The 23,247-nt window shown below is 73.1% G+C and carries 21 protein-coding genes and 1 pseudogene; 14 read left to right on the top strand and 8 right to left on the bottom strand.

The window, feature by feature from the left end; translation table 11 throughout:
* Positions 1–214: 214 nt before the first annotated feature.
* Both IE252_RS05485 and IE252_RS05480 read right to left on the bottom strand, forming a co-directional pair.
* Entirely contained in the window at positions 215–1,087 is an 873-nt protein-coding gene (locus IE252_RS05485; RefSeq protein ID WP_190088138.1) for an acyl-CoA dehydrogenase family protein, read from the bottom strand.
* On the bottom strand, positions 1,087–2,220 hold the full coding sequence (locus tag IE252_RS05480; RefSeq protein WP_190088137.1) for an acyl-CoA dehydrogenase family protein: 1,134 nt from the start codon (positions 2,218–2,220) through the stop codon (positions 1,087–1,089). The genes IE252_RS05485 and IE252_RS05480 overlap by 1 nt, the downstream gene beginning before the upstream one ends.
* A 190-nt stretch (positions 2,221–2,410) precedes the next feature.
* On the opposite strand from IE252_RS05480, the gene IE252_RS05475 reads away from it, so the two are divergent.
* A complete protein-coding gene (locus IE252_RS05475) occupies positions 2,411–3,919 on the top strand; it encodes a class I adenylate-forming enzyme family protein (RefSeq protein ID WP_190088136.1) in 1,509 nt (502 codons plus the stop codon).
* Positions 3,920–4,076: 157 nt separating this feature from the next.
* On the opposite strand, the gene IE252_RS05470 is transcribed toward IE252_RS05475, so the two are convergent.
* Positions 4,077–4,451: an STAS domain-containing protein gene (locus IE252_RS05470; protein ID WP_190088135.1), complete on the bottom strand. Its 375-nt coding sequence runs from the start codon at positions 4,449–4,451 to the stop codon at positions 4,077–4,079.
* A 240-nt stretch (positions 4,452–4,691) separates the two neighbouring features.
* Here IE252_RS05470 and IE252_RS05465 point away from each other — a divergent pair.
* The 3 genes and pseudogenes from IE252_RS05465 (at position 4,692) to IE252_RS05455 (ending at position 8,073) form a co-directional block, all read left to right on the top strand.
* Positions 4,692–5,274: pseudogene (locus IE252_RS05465) on the top strand (sigma-70 family RNA polymerase sigma factor).
* Complete coding sequence (locus tag IE252_RS05460) at positions 5,271–6,500, top strand: zf-HC2 domain-containing protein (RefSeq protein ID WP_190088134.1); 1,230 nt, start codon at positions 5,271–5,273, stop codon at positions 6,498–6,500. Before IE252_RS05465 ends, IE252_RS05460 begins: the two are co-directional and overlap by 4 nt.
* Before the next feature lie 310 nt (positions 6,501–6,810).
* Positions 6,811–8,073: a hypothetical protein gene (locus IE252_RS05455; protein ID WP_190088133.1), complete on the top strand. Its 1,263-nt coding sequence runs from the start codon at positions 6,811–6,813 to the stop codon at positions 8,071–8,073.
* 27 nt (positions 8,074–8,100) lie between these two features.
* On the opposite strand, the gene IE252_RS05450 is transcribed toward IE252_RS05455, so the two are convergent.
* Positions 8,101–9,240: an ABC transporter substrate-binding protein gene (locus IE252_RS05450; RefSeq protein WP_373298505.1), complete on the bottom strand. Its 1,140-nt coding sequence runs from the start codon at positions 9,238–9,240 to the stop codon at positions 8,101–8,103.
* Here IE252_RS05450 and IE252_RS43060 point away from each other — a divergent pair.
* The 3 genes from IE252_RS43060 to purU all read left to right on the top strand — a co-directional run bounded on the left by IE252_RS43060 (position 9,230) and on the right by purU (position 10,967).
* Positions 9,230–9,463: a hypothetical protein gene (locus IE252_RS43060; protein WP_229848069.1), complete on the top strand. Its 234-nt coding sequence runs from the start codon at positions 9,230–9,232 to the stop codon at positions 9,461–9,463. The genes IE252_RS05450 and IE252_RS43060 overlap by 11 nt on opposite strands.
* Positions 9,464–9,611: 148 nt before the next feature.
* Positions 9,612–10,058 carry an SCO4402 family protein gene (locus IE252_RS05445; protein ID WP_190088408.1) on the top strand — a complete coding sequence of 149 codons (447 nt, stop codon included), beginning with the start codon at positions 9,612–9,614 and terminating at the stop codon, positions 10,056–10,058.
* A 57-nt stretch (positions 10,059–10,115) separates the two neighbouring features.
* Entirely contained in the window at positions 10,116–10,967 is an 852-nt protein-coding gene (purU, locus tag IE252_RS05440; RefSeq protein ID WP_190088131.1) for a formyltetrahydrofolate deformylase, read from the top strand.
* A 269-nt stretch (positions 10,968–11,236) separates the two neighbouring features.
* On the opposite strand, the gene IE252_RS05435 is transcribed toward purU, so the two are convergent.
* Complete coding sequence (locus tag IE252_RS05435; protein WP_190088130.1) at positions 11,237–12,619, bottom strand: NsdA family TPR-like regulatory protein; 1,383 nt, start codon at positions 12,617–12,619, stop codon at positions 11,237–11,239.
* A 329-nt stretch (positions 12,620–12,948) separates the two neighbouring features.
* Between IE252_RS05435 and IE252_RS05430 the strand changes: the two genes are divergently transcribed.
* The 4 genes from IE252_RS05430 (at position 12,949) to IE252_RS05415 (ending at position 17,247) form a co-directional block, all read left to right on the top strand.
* Positions 12,949–13,647 (top strand): bifunctional DNA primase/polymerase, encoded by a 699-nt coding sequence (locus tag IE252_RS05430; protein ID WP_190088129.1) that lies wholly within the window; start codon positions 12,949–12,951, stop codon positions 13,645–13,647.
* A gap of 52 nt (positions 13,648–13,699) precedes the next feature.
* On the top strand, positions 13,700–14,557 hold the full coding sequence (locus IE252_RS05425) for an ABC transporter ATP-binding protein (protein WP_190088128.1): 858 nt from the start codon (positions 13,700–13,702) through the stop codon (positions 14,555–14,557).
* The gene (locus IE252_RS05420; RefSeq protein WP_190088127.1) at positions 14,554–16,179 is read left to right on the top strand and encodes a transporter; all 1,626 of its coding nucleotides are present in this window, start codon (positions 14,554–14,556) and stop codon (positions 16,177–16,179) included. Before IE252_RS05425 ends, IE252_RS05420 begins: the two co-directional genes overlap by 4 nt.
* Before the next feature lie 243 nt (positions 16,180–16,422).
* Positions 16,423–17,247, top strand: coding sequence for a polysaccharide deacetylase family protein (locus IE252_RS05415; protein ID WP_190088126.1), 825 nt, complete (start codon positions 16,423–16,425; stop codon positions 17,245–17,247).
* Between the two features lie 2 nt (positions 17,248–17,249).
* Here the strand turns inward: IE252_RS05415 and IE252_RS05410 are convergent, their stop codons facing one another.
* Together IE252_RS05410 and IE252_RS05405 are read right to left on the bottom strand one after the other, a co-directional pair.
* Positions 17,250–18,131 (bottom strand): alpha/beta fold hydrolase, encoded by an 882-nt coding sequence (locus IE252_RS05410; protein WP_190088125.1) that lies wholly within the window; start codon positions 18,129–18,131, stop codon positions 17,250–17,252.
* A 582-nt stretch (positions 18,132–18,713) separates the two neighbouring features.
* Positions 18,714–19,406 carry an iron-dependent transcriptional repressor DtxR gene (locus IE252_RS05405; protein ID WP_190088124.1) on the bottom strand — a complete coding sequence of 231 codons (693 nt, stop codon included), beginning with the start codon at positions 19,404–19,406 and terminating at the stop codon, positions 18,714–18,716.
* 238 nt (positions 19,407–19,644) lie between these two features.
* Between IE252_RS05405 and IE252_RS05400 the strand changes: the two genes are divergently transcribed.
* Positions 19,645–20,400, top strand: coding sequence for an SIS domain-containing protein (locus tag IE252_RS05400; protein WP_190088123.1), 756 nt, complete (start codon positions 19,645–19,647; stop codon positions 20,398–20,400).
* A gap of 363 nt (positions 20,401–20,763) precedes the next feature.
* On the opposite strand, the gene IE252_RS05395 is transcribed toward IE252_RS05400, so the two are convergent.
* Complete coding sequence (locus tag IE252_RS05395) at positions 20,764–21,141, bottom strand: VOC family protein (protein ID WP_190088122.1); 378 nt, start codon at positions 21,139–21,141, stop codon at positions 20,764–20,766.
* On the opposite strand from IE252_RS05395, the gene IE252_RS05390 reads away from it, so the two are divergent.
* Together IE252_RS05390 and IE252_RS05385 are read left to right on the top strand one after the other, a co-directional pair.
* On the top strand, positions 21,140–21,664 hold the full coding sequence (locus IE252_RS05390) for a GNAT family N-acetyltransferase (RefSeq protein WP_229848009.1): 525 nt from the start codon (positions 21,140–21,142) through the stop codon (positions 21,662–21,664). The two genes, IE252_RS05395 and IE252_RS05390, sit on opposite strands and share 2 nt — an antisense overlap.
* 173 nt (positions 21,665–21,837) lie before the next feature.
* Positions 21,838–23,226 (top strand): PAS domain-containing protein, encoded by a 1,389-nt coding sequence (locus tag IE252_RS05385; protein WP_190088121.1) that lies wholly within the window; start codon positions 21,838–21,840, stop codon positions 23,224–23,226.
* The last annotated feature ends 21 nt before the right edge of the window (positions 23,227–23,247 follow it).

The following is a 23,247-nucleotide window of genomic DNA, read 5'->3' as shown; positions in this document are numbered from 1 at the left end:
GGTGCATACTGTGCGACGCACATTGCGGGGGGTCGAACAGGGGCGCGCAGGATGCCTGGGGGATCGCACCCCACGGAGGGTACCCGAGGGCGACCCCGACTCCGGCGCGTGACGAGTCCGGCTAAGGACACAACCCGGTATCGACGCTCGGTGACGTTTCATCATGCTTCGGCCAACGCCTCGCCGGACCGTGCGCCTCCCCCGCGCGTACGCCTCACATCGCCTCCTCCAGCGCCGCCGCCTGGAGCTCCCGCCCCCGGGCGGGCGTCGGCCACCGCTCGCGCCGCAGCCACGCCCGCTTCAGGTGCAGATGGACCTCCGCCTCCCAGGTGAAGCCCATCCCGCCGTACACCTGGAGGCAGTCCCGCGCGCACCGCACCGCCGCCTCGTCGGCCAGCAGCTTGGCGCCCGCGATCTCCACCGGGTCGCCGGTCACGGCCGCCGCGTGCACGGCGGCCCGGGCCACCTCGGTGCGCACCAGCATCTGCGCGCACAGGTGCTTGACCGCCTGGAAGGCGCCGATGGGCTGCCCGAACTGCTCGCGTTCGCGGGCGTATTGGACCGCTAGCTCCGTGCTGCGGCCCGCGCTGCCCAGCTGTTCGGCGGCGGTCAGCAGCGCCCGCTCGGGCGACCCCCCGGCCCCGCCGCCCGGGAGCCGGTGCAGCGGGGTGAGCGGGTCGGCCGAGCGGATCGGCTCGGCGCCGGTGGCGTCTCCCCGTACGACGTCGGCCTCCGCCAGCCACTCCACCAGGCCCCCGTCGGGCGCGGTCACCACCGTGGCGCCCTCGGCCGCGCCCTCGACCAGGCCCGCCGCCAGCTGCGTGGCGATCAGCGGGCCGGGGAGCAGCGCCCGCCCGGCCTCCTCGAACAGCAGCACCGCCTCGGGGAGCCCGAGGCCCACCCCGCCCGCCTCCTCCGACAGCCGCAGCGCGAAGAACCCGGCGTCGCCGAGCGCCCGCCACAGACCCCGGTCGAGCCCGCCCCCGTCGACGGCGGCCCGCAGCGCCGTGGCGTCGAAGCGCCGGGCGAGCATCTCCCGTACGCCCGTCTTCAAGGCCCGCTGCTCGTCGGTGAGTTGGAAGTCCATCAGCGGCCCTTCGGCAGGCCGAGGATCCGCTCGGCGACGATGTTCTGCTGGATCTGGGAGGTGCCGGCGGCGATGGTGTACGAGAGCGAGGACAGCCGGTCCGCGGTCCACTCGCGGCCGAGGTCGAGGGCGTCGGGGCCGAGGACGGCGGCGGCCGCGTCGTACAGCTCCTGGCGGGCGTGCGAATAGCGGAGCTTGAAGACCGAGCCGCCGACGCCGGGCGGGCCGCCGGAGCGCTCGGACTCGCTCACGTTCCACTGGATCAGCCGCCAGAGTGCCGTGAACTCGGCGTTCAGGGCGCCCAGTTGGTGCCGGATCACCGGGTCGTCCCAGGTGCCGTTCTTGTGGGCCGCGCGGGCGATCTCCACCAGGACGCGGCGGCAGGCGACCACCTCGCCGACGAAGGCCGTGCCGCGCTCGTACGACAGCGTCACCATGGTCACGCGCCAGCCGTCGTTCTCGGCGCCGACCCGGTGGCCGACCGGGATCCGCACCTCGTCGAGGAAGAGCTGGGCGAACTCGTCCGACCCGGCAAGGGTGCGCAGCGGCCGGACCGTGATGCCGGGCGCATCCATGGGCATCGCCAGCCAGGTGATGCCCCGGTGCTTGGGCGCGTCCGGGTCGGTGCGCACCAGCAGCTCGCACCAGTCGGCGACCTCCGCGTGCGAGGTCCAGATCTTGGCGCCGCTCACCACGTACGTATCCCCGTCGCGCACCGCCCGGGTCCGCAGCGCCGCCAGGTCCGAACCCGCGTCGGGCTCGCTGAACCCCTGGCACCACACCTCGTCCCCGCGCAGCACCGGCTCCAGCCACCGCGCGCGCTGCTCCTCGGTACCCTCGGCCGCGATGGTGGGGCCGGCGTGCAGCAGCCCCACGAAGTTCGCGCCGACATAGGGCGCCCCGGCGCGCTCGGTCTCCTCCAGGAAGATCAGCCGCAGGGTGGCGGACGCGCCCCAGTGCACGCGCGCGTACCCGGCGTCGTAGAGCCTGCGCTGCCAGCCGGTGTCGTACACGCGCCGCCCCGGCCAGTCCAGCGGGTCCGGCTTCGGCGGCAGCGTCGGCAGCACGCCCGCCAGCCACTTCCTCAGCCCGGCCCGGAACTCCTCCTCCTCGGGTGTGTACGAGAGGTCCATCAGCGGTCGACCCCGACGACGCACGGCAGTTCGGTCATACGAGGCCTCCGCCCGGCTGCATATCTGATGACTCGTCAGAAATCAGGCTAGCCCCGCACCCCTGGACCGACAAGGCGGTGCGGCCTACGCTCTGCGCACGATCTGACTAGTCGTCAGTTACGGTCACGCCACGCGGTCACCGGGAGTCGAAGTGAACGACACCGCACACGCACTGGGCGCCTCGCGCACCCTCTGGGAGCTGGTCGCCCGCCGCGCCGCCCTCACCCCCGACCGGCCCGTCCTGCTCCAGGACGACCGCGTCCTCACCTTCGGCGAGCTGCGCGACCGCGCCGAGCGGGTGGCGGCGGGTCTGTACGGCATGGGCGTACGGCCCGGCACGGTGGTCGCCTGGCAGCTGCCGACCCGGATCGAGACCGCGCTCCTCTCGTTCGCCCTGGCCCGGCTCGGGGCCGTGCAGTCGCCCGTCATCCCCTTCTACCGGGACCGCGAAGTGGGCTTCGCGCTGCGGGAGTCGGGGGCGGAGTTCTTCGCCGTGCCCGGGCTCTGGCGCGGCTTCGACCATACGGAGATGGCGGCCCGGCTCGGGGCGCGCGGCGTCTTCGAGGCGTACGGGACGCTCCCGGACGGCGACCCGGCCGTCCTGCCGCCCCCGCCCGCCGACGGCACGACCGTCCGCTGGATCTACTGGACCTCGGGCACCACCTCCGACCCCAAGGGCGTGCTGCACACCGACCGCTCACTGATCGCGGGCGGCTCGTGCCTGGCGCACGCGCTCCACCTGTCGGCGGACGACGTGGGCTCGATGGCGTTCCCGTACGCCCATATCGCCGGGCCGGACTACACGGTGATGCTCCTTCTTTACGGCTTCCCTGCGGTGATGTTCGAGCAGTTCGCGCTGCCGGACGCGCTGGAGGCGTACCGCAAGCACGGGGTGACGGTGGCGGGCGGGTCGACCGCCTTCTACTCGATGTTCCTGGCCGAGCAGCGCAAGCGGCCGGGCGAGAAGGTCATCCCCTCGCTGCGCCTGCTCGCGGGCGGCGGGGCGCCCAAGCCGCCGGAGGTCTACCGCTCGGTCGTACGGGACATGGGCGTCCAGCTCACCCACGGCTACGGGATGACCGAGGTCCCGATGATCACGATGGGCTCGCCGGACGACACGGAGGAGAACCTGGCGACGACGGAGGGGCGCCCGCCGGAGGGCATGGAGATACGGATCGTCGACGGCGAGGTACGGCTGCGGGGCGAGGCGGTGTGCCAGGGGTATCTGGACCCCGCGCAGACCGCCGAGGCGTTCGACGCGGAGGGGTTCCTGCGCACGGGGGATCTGGGGTTCGTGAAGCCGAGCGGGCATCTGGTGCTGACCGGGCGGCTCAAGGACGTGATCATCCGCAAGGGCGAGAACATCTCGGCGAAGGAGATCGAGGATCTGCTGGCGGCGCATCCGGGGGTGGGGGATGTGGCGGTGGTGGGGCTGCCGGATGTGTCGCGGGGGGAGCTGGTGTGCGCGGTGGTCGAACAGCCGGTGGGCGCCGATGAGTTGACCTTGTCCTCGGTCACCTCCTACCTGCGGGAGCAGGGGCTTTCCGTGCACAAGTTGCCGGAGCGGTTGGAGGTGGTGGATGCGTTGCCGCGCAACGAGACGCTTCGGAAGGTGCTGAAGTATCGGTTGCGGGAGAGGTTCGGGGGTGGCGGGGGCTGAGTTTCGGGTGCGGACCGTCCCCAACTGGTCGCGCAGTTCCCCGCGCCCCTAAAGGCTCGGCTTCGCCATCGCCGACGGCCGTACCCCCTAGGGGCGCGGGGAACTGCGCGACCAGCCCGCCACCGGCCCGCAGACAAAGACCGGGCCAAAAATCGGCTCACGCCGACAGGGGCTCCGCGTGGTCCCCCGCCGCCGCGTCGACGTCCCCGTACACATCGAACAGGCGGCGGACGCCCAGCGCCGCCAGCACCCGGTTCACATGCGAGCCATCCACCGCCCCCCGCGCCGGGAGGATCAGGCGCAGGCGACCGCGGCAGGAGCGGAGAAGGCGGCGCGTGGCGATCAGGACGCCCACGCCGCTGGAGTCGCAGAACAGCACCCCGGACAGATCGAGCACCAGATCGCGCCGGCCCGCCGCCACCGCGTCATGGACCACACGCCTGACCTGCGGCGCCGTCACCAGGTCCAGTTCCCCGCGGACGCACACCACGGCCCATCCGCCCTGCTCGGCCTCGTTCACGATCAGCGTCACGCGTCCGGTACCTCTCTGTGCCGTCGGCCCCCGCCCGTCCCCGGCGCGCCTTCCCGGACCGTGGCGCGCGAAACCACTTCGCCCCTACCACGACCTGCCCTTTCGGGGGCGCACTTGCCGTAAAGGAGCGCTCGTTCCCGGTCGCGCGCACTACATTCGAGGAGACACGAGTACACAGGGGCGCGGACAAAAGGCACAAAGCACGCACGACGGTACACGCGTAGACGGTTGGGGAGCCGCATGGCGAAGGACGCACCACCTCGCTGGGACCGCAAGATGCAGCAGCGCCTGGCGCGCGGCGAGGCGGCAGCACTCGGTGAGCTGTACGACCGGGTTCGCCTCGCTGGTGCACAGCCTGGCCCACCGCGTGCTCGGCGAGGACTCCGCCGCCGACCAGATCACCCGCGAGGTGTTCGGTTACGTGTGGGAGAACCCGGACGCGTACGACCCCAAGCAGGGCTCCATGCGCTCCTGGGTCGCCAAGCTCACCCAGCGCCAGGCCGTGCTGCGGCTGCGCCAGGCGGAGGCCGCGCAGTACGCGGAGCACGGCGGCGGCTCCACCGAGGAGCTGGAGGCGAAGGTGCGGCGGGCCACGGCGGCCGCCCGCGCCGACTACATCGTGACGTCGATGCCCGCGCCGCTGAGGCAGGCCCTGGAGCTGGCGTACCACCAGCGCCGCGACTACCGGCAGGCCGCCGCAGACCTCGCCATCAGCGAGGACGAGGCCCGGCGCCGGCTGCGGCTCGGGCTCCAGCTGCTGTCCACGGCGAACACCCGCCCGCCGGAGGGGTCCTCGCCGCCCGGTTACGGACGTGCGCTGTGAACGGGCCCGCCGAGCAGGGCCCGCCGCTTCCCGACGACGAGAACGGCACGCCGCGCATACCGCCGCCGCGCCGGGCGGCGGACGACATCGAGCGGCTGCCGTCGCCCGAACCCGTACCGCAGCCGGTGGTCCGCTCGCACGCCGTACTGAAATCACTGCTCGGGGCGTGGGCGCTGACCGCGTGCTCGGCGGAGGAGACCGAGGCCGTGGAGGCACACCTCACCGAGTGCGCGCCCTGCGCGGACGAGGCGCTGCGGCTGCGGGACGCGGTGGGGCTGCTGCACACCGACCGCAGCCTCGACCTGGACCCGCTGCTGCGGTCCCGGGTCCTGGAGAACTGTCTGGGCCGGCGCCCGGCGCGCATCCCGGTGCCGGACTGGGCGTCCGCGTACGACGCGGAGGCCGCCCGGCTGGACGCGCTGCTCAACGACTTCGGCGACGCGGAGTGGCACGCGCCGGTGCGGCTGAAGTGGTTCGAGCGGGAGCAGCAGGTGAACCGCAAGACCACGGTGGCGGGCGTGATCGGCCATCTGATGGCGGTGGACGGGCTGGTGGCGGCGGCGCTGGGCCTGGACGACCCGGCGGGCTCCGGCCTGCCGTCCGGTCCGACGGCCCGCACCGAGGCCTTCTGGACCTCGACGCGGTTTCCGCTGACGCGGGCGGTACGGGAGCCGTGGCGCGAGCAGACGCACACGCTGATCCGTACGGTGTCGTTCGCGGGCCGGGGCGCGGCCGAACTCGCGGTGCCCTACGGCGACTTCGCTCTCCCGCTCCAGGACGCGCTCCTGGACCGGGCCTTCGAGTGCTGGATCCACGCGGGGGACATCGCGGAGGCGGTGGACTATCCGTACGACGCGCCGTCCGGGACGCATCTGCACCGGATGATCGATCTTGCGGCGCGGATCCTGCCGGATGCGCTGGCGGCTCGGCGCCGGGCGGGTCTCGCGCCGCCGCCGCGCCAGCTGGTGGCGGCGGGTGCGCCCGGCCGCTCCTTGCGCCTCGAAATCGAGGGTGCGGGAGGCGGTGTCTGGCACATCGCGCTCGACTCGCCGGCGGCGGTCGGGTCGCCCGACCACGAGGTGGCCCACATCGCCCTGGACGGCGTCGAGTTCTGCCGCCTCGCGGCCGGGCATGTGCCGCCGGAGGACGCGGCGGCGGGCCGCCTCGGCGACCGCGAGGCGATCAGGGATGTGCTGCTGGCGACGGCGTCGCTGAGCAGGTTGTAAGCCCCCACCTCGCCCCTTCCCGAAACTCTCCGAGGGAGCTCTTCGTCTGCGGACCGCGCTGGGTTGCTCGCGCAGTTCCCCGCGCCCCTGGAAGCGCCCCTGCGGGGCGCCCAGGGGATTGCCGCGCAGCGGCATCTTCAGGGGCGCGGGGAACTGCGCGACCAGCCACGCACGGTCCGCAGACAAACAGGGGTCTGGGGCGCAGCCCCAGCAGGCCGACCCGGGCCTCAACCCGGTGGGCGTGGCACCCCGCCCCAGGGACCCGGTAGCGTGGCTCGATGATTCCGTAGTCCCACGTGTAGGAGTCCCGGTGACGCAGAGCCGACAGGGTGACGAGCCGCAGCTGCCCGCTGTACGGCCCGCACACGAGGGCGTCGTGCTGCCCGCCGACGGATCCGCCCCCATACCCCCGGGCCCGCCCGGCGCCCAGCCCTGGGGGCAGCCCTGGGGCCCCCAGCAGGACGCCTGGGCCCGGCCCCTGCCCCCGGAGAGCGGCGACGCCACCCAGTACATCGCCCCCGTCCCGGCGCACGGCACCGGCGCCGAGGAGACGCAGTACCTGAGCGCCCCGCCCCCGGCGAACGCCTCGGACGCCACCCAGTACATCGCGCCCGTACCCGGCGCATCCGACGCCACCCAGTACATCGCGCCCGTCCCCCCGGCACCCCCCGGCGCCCTCCCCCCGGAGACCACCGGCGGCGCCGAAGCCACCCAGTACCTGCCCCCGGTCCCGGCCGCCCCCGAAGAGCGGCAGCCGCCCGCCGAGTTCGACAGCCTCTTCCGCACCGACGGACCGCCGCAGGGCCAACGCCCCGGTGAGAACCAGCAGTTGCCCCGGTTCGCCCCGGCCCCGCCGGTCCAGGTCCAGGTGCAGCCCCAACAGCCGCCCCCGCCCCAGCAGTACGCGTACGACTCGTACGACGACGAGCCCCCGCGCCGCTCCCGCCTCGGCATGATCGCCGCCGTCGGCGTCGGCCTCGCCGTCGTCGGGCTCGGCGCCGGGTATCTGATCAGCGGCACCGGCTCGGACGGCGACGGGAAGAAGAAGGACGACAACGCGCCCATCGCCGCGACCACCCCGACCACCGGCGGCGGCGACGGCAAGACCGAGGCCGACCCCGCCAAGGCGCAGGCCGTCGAGCTCGACAAGCTGCTCGCCGACAGCAACAACAGCCGCGACGCGGTGATCGGCGCGGTCGCCGACATCCGCGGCTGCGACAAGCTGGACGCCGCCGCCACGACCCTGCGCGACGCGGCCCGCCAGCGCGGCGAGCTGGTCACCCGGCTCCAGAAGGTCGCCGTCGACAAGCTGCCGAACAACGCGAAGCTCACCGCCGAGCTCACCAAGGCGTGGCAGGCGTCCGCGTCCGCCGACAACCACTACGCGGCCTGGGCCGACCAGTCCGGCAAGGACAAGGGCTGCAAGCACGGCCACGCCCGCCGTACGGCGGACGCCAACCAGGGCGACCGCTCCAGCGGCGAGGCGACCCTCGCCAAGAAGCAGGCGGCGGGGCTGTGGAACGCCATCGCGGGCAAGTACGGGCTCACCAAGCGGTCCTCCGCCCAGCTCTGACCCGTAACAGCGGTCGAAGGGGGCGCGTCAGCCCAGTGCCGACGCGTCCTCCAGCGTCGCGCTCACGTCCGTGAAGCCGCGCTGCGCCGCCGTCAGCCGCCCGGCCTTCACCACCTGGAACGTCACCTCGCGGTTGACGATCCGGGGGAAGTCCGGCGCCGCCAGCATGTCCTCGAACTTCCACCGCAGCGTCGGGGTGAGCCCGCCCGTCTCCACGCTGACGCCCTTGTTGAGCGCGCGGATGAGGTCGTGCGCGGCCACGTCGTTCTTGTCCAGCGACTCGATGACCTTCTTCAGGACGGTGTACGCGATCCAGGTCGTCTGCACGCCCGCGTCCGCCGCGTCGATGTTCTGGTCCCGGAACGCCTGCTCCCGGATGACCTGCCGCATCGGCTCCCAGCGCGCGTCGCCCGCCTCCGGGTACCAGCCGGTGATGTACGCGCCCTCGAAGGGGCCGTCCGCGCCGCCCGTGCGGTCGATCAGCGGCTGCCCGACCGAGCCGAGCACCGAGGCGATCTGCACCTTCTGGCCCTCGTCCTCGACGCGCCGGAACGAGTCGAAGAACGTCTCCGTGCGGGCCCCGAGGACCGCCGTCACGCATCCCTTGCGCGCCCGGTCGGCCGCCGCCTTCTTGCCGATCCTCCCGGGCAGTTCCGGATCCGCCCCGGCCCGTACGAGCGCCTCCTGGGCCTGCGGGGTGTAGTCGCCCGCGTCCTCGGTCGTCCGGATGTCGGCGGACGGCTTGCGGTGGCCGGTGGTCAGGCCGGAGTTGAGGAGTAAAGGCATGATGTCGCCGGAGACGGTGTCCGGCCGCACCAGCGCGACCTTCTCGCACCACACCGCGAGCTGCTTGCCGGTGCCGGCGAGCAGCGTGGCCTGGCCGCCGTTGACGGGGTAGGAGAGCGCGCTGGTGAACTCCTCGTCGGAGACGCCGTAGCCGCCTATGTACGGGATCCCGGCGGCCTCCAGGGGCGCCATGAAGGCGCGGCCGTGCTGGCTGTAGGAGCCGACGACGGCGACCGCGTTCTCCTTGACCGCCCGGCGGGCGCACTCGGCGGCGCCGGTGGCGGTGTTGTGCTCGTTGCAGGTGAGGACCTGGAGCTTGTGCCCGTCGATGCCGCCGTGCGCGTTGACCCAGCGCGCGTACGCCTGCGCCATGGACGGCATTCCGGGCATATTGGTCGCGCGGGTGCTGTCGGGCGCCCACGTCATCACGGTGACGGGCTCCCTGGATCCCCCCGTGGTCCCAGGGAGCACGCCGCAGCCGGTCACCAGCGAGGCTCCGACCGCCGTACACGCGGCGACCAGCGCGGTCGCCACGGAGTGGAAGGGGCGGGGGGAGGAGGAGCTGCGCCATCCGGTCATGTCCCTGCACAATTCCGCCTCATGAGTAACGGCAGAGTGAGCATTTCCCAACACTGGGTGACGCACGGGTGAATTACGGGGGCGCCTGGGGCCCGGGAGAGTTTGAACGTACGATCGAATGTGTGCAGCAAGGTTCAGCCAGCTCTTCCCGTCGCGGCCGTCGCTCCTCCACCATGGGCGGCATGCCGTTGAATGACATGCCGTGGTGGCGCTGGCGCGCGAACGTGCGGTCCGCGCTGCACATGCTCTCCGACGAGGCCTTCCAGCAGGAGGTGTGGCTGGCCGGTCAGGAGGGGTACGGGGACATCACCGACGCCGTGTACCGGCTGGTGGAGGACACCTGGCTGGACAACTGGTCGGCCGAGAAGTACGTGGGCACGGTCTTCCGCGACTCCGGCGAGGCCGCCCTCGTCGACGTGGCGGTGCTGCGGGTGCTGCGGATCATGCACCAGGTCGGCGCGGACGCCCCGGTGTCGGCGTTCCTGGCCCACCACGGGTGGCCGGAGGCGGTCCGGGCGGCGCGGGAGGCGCACGTACGGCTGGCGGCGAGCGACGGGGACGACCCGGACGCGCAGCCGCGCTCCCTGGAGGTCCTGCGCATCCTGACGCGGGCGGCGTAGGGGTCCGCATCCTGAGCGGGGGCGGGTACGGGGTGCCGCTTGTGGCATCCTGCCTGAATGACTGACCAGTACGTCCTCACGCTCTCCTGCCCGGACAAACAGGGCATCGTGCACGCCGTGTCGAGCTATCTCTTCATCACCGGCTGCAATATCGAGGACAGTCAGCAGTTCGGAGACCGCGACTCGGGTCTCTTCTTCATGCGGGTCCACTTCTCGGCCGAGGCGCCGGTGACCGTGGACAAGCTGCGCGCCAGCTTCGCCGCCGTGGGCGACTCCTTCCAGATGGACTGGCAGATCCACCGCGCGGACGAGCGCATGCGGATCGTGCTGATGGTGTCCAAGTTCGGCCACTGCCTCAACGACCTGCTCTTCCGCTCGAAGATCGGCGCGCTGCCGGTGGAGATCGCGGCGGTGGTCTCCAACCACACGGACTTCGCCGAGCTGGTGTCTTCTTACGACATCCCCTTCCGCCACATCCCGGTGACGAAGGAGACGAAGGCGGCGGCGGAGGCGGAGCTGCTGGCGCTCGTACGGGACGAGGGCGTCGAGCTCGTCGTGCTCGCCCGCTATATGCAGGTCCTCTCCGACGACCTCTGCAAGCAGCTCAGCGGCCGGATCATCAACATCCACCACTCGTTCCTGCCGAGCTTCAAGGGCGCGAAGCCGTACCACCAGGCGCACGCCCGGGGCGTGAAGCTGATCGGCGCGACGGCGCACTACGTCACGGCGGACCTGGACGAGGGCCCGATCATCGAGCAGGAGGTCGAACGGGTGGGCCACGAGGTCACCCCCGACCAGCTGGTGGCGATCGGCCGCGACGTGGAGTGCCAGGCGCTGGCGCGGGCGGTGAAGTGGCACGCGGAACACCGCATCCTGCTGAACGGCCGCCGCACGGTGGTCTTCGCGTAACCCCATCTGGGGGGCCGGCCCCCCAGACCCCGTTCGTCTGCGACCCGGTGGGGGGCTGGTCGCGCAGTTCCCCGCGCCCCTTAGATGCCGCTGCGCGGCAATCCCCGGGGCGGCCCGGAGGGGCGCTTTTAGGGGCGCGGGGAACTGCGCGACCAGTTGGGGACGGACCGCAGATGAACACAGACCCCGGGGTCCGGGGCGTAGCCCCGGGAGCGCCACCTCCACCCCCACCCACCCCCGGAGGGTTTAGGGAAGGGGCGGGGTGGGGGCTACGCCGCCTGGACCTCCAGGCGCGCTCCGAACTCCCGTACCGACGGCTCGTCCGCGTACGGCTCCAGGCGTTGCTGGAGGTCGTCGAGGTAGTCCGCGCCGCGATTCGTGCGCAGCGTGGACAGCAGGTCCACCGCCCGCGTACCCGTCGCGCACGCCAGCTCCACCTCCCGCTGCTGCACCTGCGCCGTGGCGAGCAGGATCAGCCCGATCGCCCGGCGCCGCGCCCGCGTCTCGGGGTGCGCCGCCAGCGACTCCTCGGCCCGCCGGGCCGCGGCCTCGGGCTGCCCCAGGTCCCGGTGGCAGTGGGCGAGTTCGTCCGCCAGGTACGCGTGGTCGAAGTGCGCGATCCAGGACGGGTCGTCACCGGAGTCCACGGACGCCGCCTCCATCGCGGCGAGGGCACGGCCCGCCACCGTCTGGCACGTACGCGCGTCCCCCAGCAGCGCGTGCCCCCGCGCCTCCGCCGCGAAGAACATCGCCTCCGCGCGCGGCGTGACCCGCCCCCGCGCCCCCTCCTGCGCCGCGCGCGCCAGCTGCGCGATCTCGCGCGGATTGCCCAGCTGCGCCGCGAGGTGGCTCATGGAGGCCGCAAGCACGTACCCCCCGTACCCCCGGTCCCCCGCCGCCTGGGCGAGCCGCAGCGCCTGGATGTAGTAGCGCTGGGCCAGGCCGGGCTGGCCGGTGTCGACGGCCATGTAGCCCGCCAGCTCCGTCAGCCGCGCCACCGCCGCGAACAGCTGGCGCCCGACCGTCTCCCGGTACGAGCCCGCCAGCAGCCCGGACACCACGCTGTTGAGGTAGTGCACGACGACGGGCCGCACGTGCCCCGCCCCGAACCGGTGGTCGAGCTCCACCAGCGCCTGGGTCATCGCCCGCACCGCGTCGACGTCCGCGACCCCGACCCGCTGCCCGGCGTTCCGCGCGACCTGCGCGTCCGCGCCGGTGATCAGCCAGTCGCGGCTCGGCTCGACCAGCGCCGAGGCGGCCACCGTGGAGCCGGTCAGGAAGTCGCGGCGGCCCACGTCGCTGCGCCACAGCTCGCAGACCTGCTCGATCGCGCCGAGGACGGTGGGCGAGAACTGCAGCCCCACCCCCGACGCCAGGTTCTTGCCGTTCGCCATGCCGATCTCGTCGATCGTCACGGTGCGCCCGAGCTTGCGCCCCAGCGCCTCCGCGATGATTCCCGGCGCCCGTCCCCTGGGCTGCTGGCCGCGGAGCCAGCGCGCCACCGATGTCTTGTCGTACCGAAGGTCGAGCCCGCGTTCGGCGCCGACCATGTTGACGCGCCGGGCGAGACCCGCGTTGGAGCACCCGGCTTCCTGGATGAGCGCCTGCAGCCGTTCATTGGGCTGGCGGGCGACTAGAGGCCTGGCTGCCATGTGAACCCCCTGATGCGGCAGTTGATCACTCCTGTGATCACTGCCCTGCGAAAAGGCAGAGAATGCGAAGGAAGCGAAGGAACCGAAAGAAAGCGCGGGAAACACAGAATGCGCCGTAAATCGGATGAATACCGGTCGTGGGTGAAGTCGGCGGTCTGGACGTGACGTCGGACGAACGGGCGCGGTGCCTGTCTCCCCGGAACCCCCCGCTTGTGGCTACCCGCCACGAGAGGCGCGGCCGCACGCGCGCCCCCGTCCATGCACCCATGCGCCCCGGATGCAGGATCGATGCTCCTGCCCCGCCCGGCGCGCGCCCGTAACCCGCGGTGATGCCGGGAGTTGAGTTCTGCGTGGAAGAGACCATCACAGGCACGGAAGCCGCACAGATTCCCAAGCAGCGCGGCGACCAGCTCCTCGACAGCGCGGTGCGGTACGCGGAAGAGCGGCATTGGGACGTGTTCCCCGGCACCTGGCTGGAGGCGGCCGAGGGCGTGGAGCACTGCTCGTGCGGCGACGCCGCCTGCCCGTCGCCGGGGGCGCACCCGTCCCGGCCGGACTGGGCGACCCAGGCCACGGGGAGCGCGGTCGCGGCCCGCCGCCTGTGGTCGAAACAGCCGAAGTCCTCGATCCTGCTGCCCACCGGCCGCACGTTCGACGCGATCGACGTCCCGGAGTCGGCCGGCTTCCTGGCGCTCGCCCGGATGGAGCGCATGGAGCTCACGCTCGGCCCGGTCACCTGCACCCCGGACCGCCGCATGCTGTTCTTCGTGCTGCCCGGCGCCGGCGCGAAGGTCCCCGACCTGGTGCGCAAACTGGGCTGGACGGCCGCCTCGATCGACCTGATCACCCGGGGCGAGGGGGACTACGTGGCGGCGCCCCCCACCCGCATCGGCGGCCACGGCGCGGTGCAGTGGGCCCGCCGCCCCACCCCCGCCAACCGCTGGCTGCCCGACGCCGAGGAGCTGATCAGCCCGCTCGCGTACGCCTGCGGACGCGAGGCCGCAGCCGCCCGGGCGCGCCGCTCGTAGGGTGTCCCTGTAGACGTACAGACGTACGTACGGGGACGAAAGGCGCACCACCATGCCGGACCAGACATTCGACGGCGGTACCGACCCGGCGGAACCGGAGGCCACCGGTCCGACCACCGCGGGCGGAGAGCGGGAGCTGCCGCCCGCCGTCCGGGTCAGCGATCTGTGGAAGCGCTTCGGCGACCAGATCGCCGTCGCCGGGATCGATCTGGAGCTCCCGGCGGGCAAGTTCATCGGCCTGGTCGGGCCGAACGGGGCGGGCAAGACCACCACCCTGTCGATGGTGACCGGCCTGCTCCGCCCCGACCGCGGCACCGTCGAGGTCGGCGGCCACGACGTGTGGCGCGACCCGGTCGCCGTGAAGTCCCGGATCGGCGTGCTGCCCGAGGGGCTGCGGCTCTTCGAGCGCCTGACGGGGCGCGAACTGCTCGGCTACACCGGCCGGCTGCGCGGGCTGCCCGGCGCCGAGGTCGACAAGCGGGCCGCCCAGCTCCTGGACGTACTGGACCTGGCGGGCTCCCAGCACAAGCTCGTCGTGGACTACTCGACCGGCATGCGCAAGAAGATCGGGCTGGCCGCGGCCCTGCTGCACAACCCCGAAGTGCTGTTCCTGGACGAGCCGTTCGAGGGCGTCGACCCGGTCTCCGCCGCCACCATCCGACGCGTCCTGGAGCGCTACACGGCCTCCGGCGCGACCGTCGTCTTCTCCAGCCACGTCATGGAGCTCGTCGAGTCGCTGTGCGACTGGGTCGCGGTGATGGCCGCCGGGCGCATCCGCGCGCAGGGCACGCTCGCCGAGGTCCGGGGCAGCGCCAGCTCCCTGCAGAACGCTTTCCTCGAACTCGTGGGCGCCCACGGCCGCGACACCGGCGACACCCTCGACTGGCTCGGCGGCGGTGCGGCCCGATGAGCACCACCGCCCCGAAGGCCCCCGCGACGCCGAGCGCGCCCTCCCTCACCCCGCTGTTCGTCCGGCTGAAGCTGTCGCTGCTCAGGAACGGGCTGCTGCAGTCCGGCGGGCGCAAGGCCGCCTACATCACCTCGGCCGTCCTCGCCCTGCTCTTCGCCGCCCTCCAGCTCCTCGGCCTGCTTGCGCTGCGCGGCGACGCCCACGCGGCCACCGTGGCCGTCCTGGTCACCGGCGTCCTCGCGCTCGCCTGGGCGGTGATGCCGCTGTTCTTCCCGAGCGGCGACGAGACCCTGGACGCGACCCGGCTCGTGATGCTGCCGCTGCGGCCGCGCTCGCTGATCGTGGCGCTGCTCGCCGCCTCCCTGGTCGGCATCGGGCCCCTGTTCACGCTCTGCCTGGTGCTCGGCTCGGCGCTCGCGGTGGCCCACAGCGCGGCGTCGGCCGCCGTCGCGGTGCTCGCCGTACCGCTGACGATCCTGGTGTGCGTGGCGCTCGCGCGGACCGTGGCGACGGCCAACACCCGGCTGCTGACCTCCCGCAAGGGCCGCGACCTCGCCGTGCTCAGCGGTCTGGTGATCGCCATCGGCTTCCAGTTCGTCAACTTCGGCGTGCAGAAGCTCGGCGACTCGGGCGGCCTGTCCGCGCTCGACCCGGCCGGGGACGTGGTCCGCTGGCTGCCGCCCGCCGCCGCGATCGGCGCGGTCGACGCGGCGAGCGAGGGGGCGTACGGGCGGGCGGCGCTGCAACTCCTGCTCACCGCCGTGGCGCTGGTGGCCCTGCTGTACGCCTGGCAGCGCTCGCTGGTCCGCCTGATGACCAGCCCGGACGGCTCGACGCTGCGGCCCGCCGACACCGCCCGCAAGCAGGCGGACCGGCCGGGCCTCTCCGGGCTGCTGCCCGAGGGCCGCACCGGCACCGTCATGCTGCGCACCCTGCGGTACGCCTGGCGCGACCCCAAGACCAAGGCGGCGTGGATCACTTCGCTCGCCATCGGTCTGATCGTGCCGGTCGTCAACGCGCTCCAGGGCAACGGCACGGTGTACTTCGCCTCGTTCGGCGCGTTCATGCTGGGCGCGCAGATGTACAACCAGTTCGGGCAGGACACCTCGGCGTTCTGGATGGTCGTCCAGACGATCTCCACGCCCCGGGACGCCTATCTGGAGCTGCGCGCCCGGGCGTACGCGATCGCGCTGGTGACGGCCCCGTACACCGTCCTGGTCGCGGTGGTCACCGCCTCGCTCGTCGGCAACTGGGCGGCGCTCCCGCAGGCGTTGGGGCTCTCGCTCGGGCTGCTCGGCGCGATGCTGGCGACGGGGGCGGTGGCCTCGGCGAACTTCGCGTACTCGATCCCGCAGGACAGCCGCAAGAACGTGGCGCCGGGCCAGGGGGGCATCGCGTCCCTGGCGATCGTCGGCGGGATGCTCACCAGCGGGCTGCTCAGCGCGCCGCTGATCGCCCTGACGATCTGGCTGCACGTCTCGGACCGGCATGGCGCGCTGTGGCTGGTGCTGCCGGTGGGGGCGGTGTACGGGCTGCTCGTCGCGTACGCCGGTCTGCGCGCGGCTGCCCCGCGCACGGCCCGCCGCCTGCCGGAAATCTTGACGGCGGTCAGCCGGGGCTAGCCGCGGCCGGGGCGCGGTTATTCGTCTGCGGGCCGGTGGTGGGTTGCTCGCGCAGTTCCCCGCGCCCCTAGAAGCGCCCCTTCGGGGCACCCCGGGGATTGCCGCGGAGCGGCATTTTTAGGGGCGCGGGGAACTGCGCGACCAGTTGGGGACGGCCCGCAGACAAAGGCCCGGCCACAGACGCGTCACTCGCGCGGGTGACGCCCGCATGCGTGCAGCCGCGGGCGCGGGTAGATCTTTTGTGTGAGCGCGTACCGCATATCCCTCAGGGCCGGGGCCGCCGGACTGGCGGCCTCCGTGCTGCTGCTCTGCGTGGGCTGCGTGACCGACGGCCCCGCCCCCCGGACCGCCCCCGTACGCCACGTGCACGAGGGCGACGAGAGCCCGCCCAGGGACGGCAGGGCCGCGCTGCCGTACTCCCCCCTGTGCCGCACCACCAAGTGCATCGCGCTCACCTTCGACGACGGCCCGGGCCCGTACACCGCCCAGCTGCTCGACATACTCGGCCGGGAAGGCGTACGGGCGACGTTCTTCCTGGTCGGCGACAAGCCCGTGCACACCTATCCCGATCTCGTACGGCGGATCGCCGCGCAGGGCCACGCCATCGGCAACCACACCTGGACCCACCCGGTCCTGACCGGGCTGCCGGAGGCGGAGATACTGCGCCAGCTCACCCTCACCCAGTCCGCGCTCCAGCAGCTCACGGGCGTCCGGCCGACGCTGATGCGGCCGCCCAAGGGGCTCACGGACGCCCGGGTGACGGGCGCGGCCAAGGCGCTCGGGCTCGCCCAGATCCTGTGGAACGTGACCGCGACCGACTACCACAACACAACCACCGAGCTCGTACGCAAACTGGTCCTGGAACGGGCCAGGCCGGGCGGCGTGGTCCTGCTGCACGACGTCCTGAAGTGGACCGTGCCCGCCGTGCCCGGCATCATCACCGGGCTGCGCGCCGCGGGCTACACGCTGGTGACGGTCCCCCAGCTGTACGAGAACATGCGGCCGGGCGAGCAGTACCCGGTGTGGGCGACACCGGCGCCGACTCCCGCGAAACCGGGGCCGGGCTGAGGTCAGGGCGACGACGGGACCGGGTGCTCCGCCGTCTCCCGCAGGAACGGTTCGACCGCCGCCCGCCAGCCCTCCGGCTGGTCGTAGTGGACGAGATGGCCGGCGTCGGCCACCTCCGCGTACTGCCCCCGGGGCAGCACGCGGACCATCTCCTGCGCCTCGGCGCGGCCGAGCTCCCCGTCGAGGCCGCGGACCACCAGCGCCGGGCAGCGGACCTGGGCCAGCTCCTCCCAGTGCGCGTCGTACACCCACGTCTCGCGGACCTTGAGCATCTGGCGGCGGGAGAAGACCGGGCGCCAGCCGTCGGCGCGCTCGGCCATCACCTCGGCGAAGAACTCGCCGCGCGCCGGGCTGGGGCGCTCCACCCAGGGGTCGTCCTCGCCGAACCACTTCCGTACGTCCGCGAGCGTCGCGAACGGCACCGGCCAGGCCTTGAACCAGTCCTCCCACTCGCGCTGCGAGGCCGCGCCGAGCGCCGAGGCGCGCATGTCGCAGATCACCAGGGCGCGGACGAGGTCGGGGCGGTGGGCGGCGAGCTGCCAGGCGGTGAGGGCGCCCATGGAGTGGCCGACGAGGGTGACCGGGGCGAGGTCCAGCTGCTCGATCGCCGCCTCCGCGTCCGCCACGTAGGCCCCGCGGGTGAAGGGGCCCTCGGCGGGCTTGTCGCTGCGGCCGTGGCCGCGCTGGTCCAGGGCGACCGCGCGGTGCTGCTCGGCGAGCCAGCGGGCGGTGGGCGCCCAGTGCGCGGCGCGGCCCATCAGTCCGTGCAGCAGTAACACCCCGGGCGCCGGACCGGTCTCCCGGCGGTCCTTGGGCGGGTCCGCGAACTCCCAGGCAGCGAGGCGTACGCCATCGGATCCCGTCACGTCGCTGCGTCGCACCATGTGTCCTGGCACCCCCTTCAGCCCCCGAAGCCCTGAGGTCAGTTCACGGCAGGGTATCGAACCTCTATTCGAAAACTGGCGTCTCTCGCGCAACACCCCTCGTTCGAGTGACCGGACTCAAGGATTGACGGGCCGCCCCGAGGGGAGATCTTCTGCGGGAGGCGGGCGGCCACGGTGGGATCGATCGGCCGACCCGAGGGAGCTGACCCCGAGAGCTCGGGGCTCCGGGTCAGCACCGGGGAGGGCAGGCCCCGGCGCCGCAGGGCGTCGGGGCCCTCTGCGACTGGGCGGGGCCCGCCAGCAGCGGGAGACGGTGGCGCGGGAGACATCGGCAGCGGGGCTCTCCGCACGATCCCTCCCCTCCCCGGCCGTCCGTTCCTCGGCCGTACACCCGTCCGCTCCTTCAGGTCATATGCCTCACCCGACAGCGTGGCACGCGAACCGTCCGTCCGCTGCCGATCCGACCGGAAACAACGGCCGGGCACGGCGGACGGCCCACCCTCTCAACTCCCGTACGCCCCAAAGGAAACGGGGCGGCGCCGCGCCTCAGCGCGACACCGCCCCTTGCTTCCCCGCTCCCGGCTACCGCTTGGCGACGAAGACGTGGGAGGCCACGTCCGCGCCGAGCTCGGCGGCCTCGCCGCTGCTGCCGACCAGGACGCCGCCCGGGGACTGCGTCACGCTGACGACCGCGCCGGGCTGCACGCCCGCGCGACGCAGCGTGTACATCAGCTGGGCGTCCGTCTGGATCGGCTCGCCGATGCGGCGCACGACGACCGTCATGCCGTCGTCCGTCGCCTCCAGCTCGTTGAGGCTGATGATCCCGTCCTCCAGGAAGGCGTCGGCCTCGGCCTTCTCGCCCAGCTCCTCCAGGCCCGGGATCGGGTTCCCGTACGGAGACTCCGTCGGGTGGCGCAGCAGCTCGAGCACGCGCCGCTCCACCGCCTCGCTCATCACGTGCTCCCAGCGGCACGCCTCCGCGTGCACCTGCTCCCACTCCAGGCCGATCACGTCGACGAGCAGGCACTCGGCGAGCCGGTGCTTGCGCATCACGCGGGTGGCCAGGCGGCGGCCCTCGTCGGTGAGCTCCAGGTGCCGGTCGCCGGCGACCTGGACCAGGCCGTCGCGCTCCATGCGCGCGACCGTCTGGCTCACGGTCGGCCCGCTCTGGTCGAGTCGCTCCGCGATCCGGGCGCGCATGGGGACCACACCCTCTTCCTCAAGTTCGAGGATGGTGCGGAGATACATCTCCGTCGTGTCGATCAGTCCGGACATACGTGCCCCTCGATGCTGTGAATGTTGAAAGCACTCGTGCGCTGGCCCTGGCTCAATTCTGACGCATACCACTGACAACCGTGCCCCGGCCGGGGCACGGCCCGAGAACGGGCGCTCGGGAGGACGGACGGGAGGGCGTATTGACAGGGCAATGGTCCAGACCGCAACGTGTGCGGCGGCACGGACATTCCCCACCCCGAGCATTCCCCCACGCACCCCTCCGGAAAGGGCCCAGGCGATGAGCGAGAGCAAACTGGCCGGTCAGTTCTTCGACGCCGCCATCGGGCTGCTCCAGCGGGTACGGGACGAGGAGGCCGGGAACGTCGCCGCCGCCGGGACCGCGATCGCGGACGCCGTCGCCGCGGGCGGCCGCCTCTTCGCCTTCGGCGCCGGGCACTCGTCGCTGGCCGCGCAGGACGTGGTCTACCGGGCGGGCGGGCTCGCCCTGATGAACCTCCTCGCCGTCCCCGGCACGGTCGGGGTCGACGTGACGCCCGCGACGCTGGGCTCGGCCCTGGAGCGCGTGGACGGCCTGGCGGGCGCGGTCCTGGACTCCAGCCCCGCCAAGCCCGGCGACGTCCTCGTGATCGTCTCGCTGTCCGGCCGCAACTCGCTGCCGGTCGAGATGGCGATGAACGCGCGCGCCCTGGGCCTCAAGGTCATCGGCGTCACATCGCTCGCGTACACCTCGGAGACGAAGTCGCGGCACGTCTCCGGCACGTTCCTGCGCGACCACTGCGACATCGTCCTCGACAGCAAGATCGCGACCGGCGACGCGGAGCTCACGCACCCGGCGATCGAGGCGCCCTTCGCGCCCGCGTCGACGGTCGTCACCAGCGCGCTCATGCAGGCCATGATGGCCGCGGCGGCCGAGTCCCTGGCGGAGCGGGGCATCGATCCGCCGCTGCTGCGGTCGGGGAACGTGGACGGGGGCCACGAGTGGAACGGGCGGGTGCTGGAGGAGTACGGCGACCGGATCTTCTTCCGCCGCTGAGCGCTTGTGCCCGGGGTTCGTCTGCGGCCCGGTGGGTGGCTGGTCGCGCCCCTTGTCGGCCCGGTCTTTGTCTGCGACCCGGTGGTGGGCTGAGCGCGCAGTTCCCCGCGCCCCTAGGAGCGCCCCTCCGGGGCGCCCAGCGGGGATGCCGCGCAGCGGCACTTAAGGGGCGCGGGGAACTGCGCGACCAGCCGACCACGGTCCGCAGACGAACGGGGACCGGGGCGCAGCCCCGGTGCCCCCCACCCCTGCATGGGTCCGGGGCGCAGCCCCGAAAGCGGGGTGTAGGGGCCGCATCCCCCGGGAAACGAGCCTCCGCCCCCACCCACCCCCGGAGGGTTTAGGGAAGGGGCGGGGTGGGGGCTACTGGCCCGCCCGCTCCCCCGCACTCCGCTCCACGCAGAACTCGTTGCCCTCCACGTCCGCGAGGGTGACCCAGCCCCTGCCGTCGGGGAGGCGGTGGTCGCCGACCAGGGTGGCGCCGAGGGCCAGGAGGCGATCGACCTCCTCGTCGCGGGTGCGGTCCTGGGGCTGGAGGTCGAGGTGGACGCGGTTCTTGACGGACTTGGCGTCGGGAACCGACACGAACAGGAGGGTGGCCGCCTCGCTGGTCACCAGGGCCTCCGGGTCGCCGGGGGAGTCCTCGTCGGAGACCTTGCCGTCGAGGGCCGCCGCCCAGAAGGTGGCCAGGGTGAAGGCGTCGGTGCAGTCGAACGTCACGTGACGTACAAGTGAGGTCATGAGCGTCACTATGTTCGACAACAGTGGGCCGGGAAAGGTCTTTTCGGGGGTGCGGATCGATCTGGAACCCCTGCGGGTGGAGCACGCCGAGGAGATGGCGGGCGTGCTCGGGGATCCCGCGCTGCACAGGTTCATCGGAGGCGTGCCCGACACCGCCGAGCAACTGCGCGCGCGGTACACGCGGATGACGGCCGGGTCGCCCGACCCCGCCGTCCACTGGCTCAACTGGGTCATCCGGCTGCGCGAGGAGCACCGGTCGGTGGGTACGGTCCAGGCCACTGTGGAGGGTGGTACGGCGGAGATCGCCTGGGTCGTGGGGACGCCCTGGCAGGGGCGGGGGATCGCCGTGGAGGCCGCGCGGCTGCTCGTCGCGGGGCTCGCCTCGTACGGGGTGCGCGTCGTCGTGGCGCACATCCACCCCGATCACACCGCGTCCGCCGCCGTCGCGCGCGCCGCCGGGCTCGCGCCGACCGGTGAGCGGCGGGACGGCGAGGTGCGCTGGCGCGCGGAGCTCGGCGGGTGAGCCCGCGTGGATCGTTTCCGCCGGGACGCTCCGCTTCCGCGTCGCAAAACGACCCCTCCGGGGAAGGGATTTCGGGGAAGTCGATGTGGGATGCGTCACGTTCCAGTTGAATGATCCGACGAGGGTCGGTGCGTCGGTGTGACGCGGCGACACGTCCTGCAGGGGGTGCCAGGATGAGTGCTTCCCGGAGTGAGACCACCAACGCCCTCGGTCCCGACGAGCCGGACCGGGGACACGACGACGGCCCGGACGGTCCGCCGCCCGAGCCCGAGCACGGCGGCGATCTGCTCGCCGCGCTGCTCGACGGGATGGACGCCGCGCTCTGCGCGTTCGACGCGGGCGGCGCGGTCACGCACTGGAACCGCGAGGCCGAGCGGATCCTCGGCTGGAGCGCCGAGGAGGCCGTCGGCCGCCAGGGCTTCGCCGGCTGGGCGGTACGGGCCGCCGACGCGGGCGAGGTCGAGGGCCGGCTGATGGCCGCGATGGACGCGCCGGGCCGCCAGGTGCACGAGTTCGCGCTGCTGAAGAAGGACGGCGGGCGCGTTCTCGTACGGACGCAGTCGGCCGGGGTGCGGGGCGCGGACGGCAAACCGGCGGGTGTGTACTGCGCGTTCAGCGAGGTGCACGCGCAGATCGACCTGGAGCGGTCGATCGCGCTGAGCGAGGCGCTGTTCGAGGACGGGTCGTGGGGCGTGGTGCTCGTGGACGTGGACCTGCGTCCCACGGTCGTCAACGCGTACGCGGCGCGGGCGCTCGGGACCGGGCGGGCCACGCTGCTCGGACGGCCGCTGGGCGAGCTGATCACACAGGGCGTGGAGGAGCTGGAGGGCGCGCTGCACCACGTCCTCGCGGAGGGCGCGCCCACCTCGCCCGCCGAGCTGTGGGTGACGCTGCGCACCGCCGAGGGCGAGCGGCGGCGCTGCTGGCGCAGCGGCTTCCTGCGGCTGGCCTCGCCGCTGGCGGAGGAGCCGGTGCCGCTGGGCGTCGCCTGGCTCTTCCAGGACGTGACCGACGCGAAGCTGGCCGAGCAGGAGGCGGACCGGCTGCGGTTCCGCTGGAACCAGCTGTACCGGGCGGCGCGTACGGCGGCGGAGTGCGAGGACCCGTCGGAGGCGGCGCTCGCGTACCTCGACTTCGCGCTCGCCGGGTTCGCGGAGCACGCGCTGGTGGATGTGGCGGTGGGGGAGCGTCTGGTGCGTACGGCGGCTTCGCCGGAGAGTGCGCCGGGGCCGGTCGCGCCGGTGGCGGGCGGGGGCATCCCGGTCCGGTACGCACCGGGGCACCCCGCGCTCCAGGCCGTGGACCGGGTCGGGTCGGTGCGGGCGAGCGGGAGTGCGGAGGGGTGGGCCGCGGACCGTCAGTGGCCCGCGGATGCCCGGCACGCGCTGTGTACGGTCCTGCGCAGCCGGGGCCGTACGGTCGGCGTCCTCACGTTCCTCCGCGGCCCCGGCCGCCCGGCCTTCGAGCGGCCCGACGCGGAGTTCGCGGAGAGTGTGGGGGTGCGGGTGGGGTCGGCGCTGGACCTGGCAACGGCATTGAGCCCCTCCCCGCCCCTTCCCTAAACCCTCCGGGGGTGGGTGGGG

Source organism: Streptomyces melanogenes (assembly GCF_014649795.1).
Lineage (GTDB): Bacteria > Actinomycetota > Actinomycetes > Streptomycetales > Streptomycetaceae > Streptomyces > Streptomyces noboritoensis.
This window is presented reverse-complemented; position numbering and strand designations above follow the sequence as displayed.

What these genes read in the sequence shown, in the direction of transcription:
- IE252_RS05390 (WP_229848009.1), top strand. Translation starts at nt 21,140, where the DNA reads ATGAGCGTCACTATGTTCGACAACAGTGGGCCGGGAAAGGTCTTTTCG.
- IE252_RS05425 (WP_190088128.1), top strand. Translation starts at nt 13,700, where the DNA reads ATGCCGGACCAGACATTCGACGGCGGTACCGACCCGGCGGAACCGGAG.
- IE252_RS05430 (WP_190088129.1), top strand. Translation starts at nt 12,949, where the DNA reads ATGCCGGGAGTTGAGTTCTGCGTGGAAGAGACCATCACAGGCACGGAA.
- IE252_RS05405 (WP_190088124.1), bottom strand. Translation starts at nt 19,406, where the DNA reads ATGTCCGGACTGATCGACACGACGGAGATGTATCTCCGCACCATCCTC.
- IE252_RS05450 (WP_373298505.1), bottom strand. Translation starts at nt 9,240, where the DNA reads ATGCCGTCCATGGCGCAGGCGTACGCGCGCTGGGTCAACGCGCACGGC.
- purU (WP_190088131.1), top strand. Translation starts at nt 10,116, where the DNA reads ATGACTGACCAGTACGTCCTCACGCTCTCCTGCCCGGACAAACAGGGC.
- IE252_RS05395 (WP_190088122.1), bottom strand. Translation starts at nt 21,141, where the DNA reads ATGACCTCACTTGTACGTCACGTGACGTTCGACTGCACCGACGCCTTC.
- IE252_RS05435 (WP_190088130.1), bottom strand. Translation starts at nt 12,619, where the DNA reads ATGGCAGCCAGGCCTCTAGTCGCCCGCCAGCCCAATGAACGGCTGCAG.
- IE252_RS05400 (WP_190088123.1), top strand. Translation starts at nt 19,645, where the DNA reads ATGAGCGAGAGCAAACTGGCCGGTCAGTTCTTCGACGCCGCCATCGGG.
- IE252_RS05420 (WP_190088127.1), top strand. Translation starts at nt 14,554, where the DNA reads ATGAGCACCACCGCCCCGAAGGCCCCCGCGACGCCGAGCGCGCCCTCC.
- IE252_RS43060 (WP_229848069.1), top strand. Translation starts at nt 9,230, where the DNA reads ATGGACGGCATTCCGGGCATATTGGTCGCGCGGGTGCTGTCGGGCGCC.
- IE252_RS05385 (WP_190088121.1), top strand. Translation starts at nt 21,838, where the DNA reads ATGAGTGCTTCCCGGAGTGAGACCACCAACGCCCTCGGTCCCGACGAG.
- IE252_RS05485 (WP_190088138.1), bottom strand. Translation starts at nt 1,087, where the DNA reads ATGGACTTCCAACTCACCGACGAGCAGCGGGCCTTGAAGACGGGCGTA.
- IE252_RS05410 (WP_190088125.1), bottom strand. Translation starts at nt 18,131, where the DNA reads ATGGTGCGACGCAGCGACGTGACGGGATCCGATGGCGTACGCCTCGCT.
- IE252_RS05480 (WP_190088137.1), bottom strand. Translation starts at nt 2,220, where the DNA reads ATGGACCTCTCGTACACACCCGAGGAGGAGGAGTTCCGGGCCGGGCTG.
- IE252_RS05445 (WP_190088408.1), top strand. Translation starts at nt 9,612, where the DNA reads ATGGGCGGCATGCCGTTGAATGACATGCCGTGGTGGCGCTGGCGCGCG.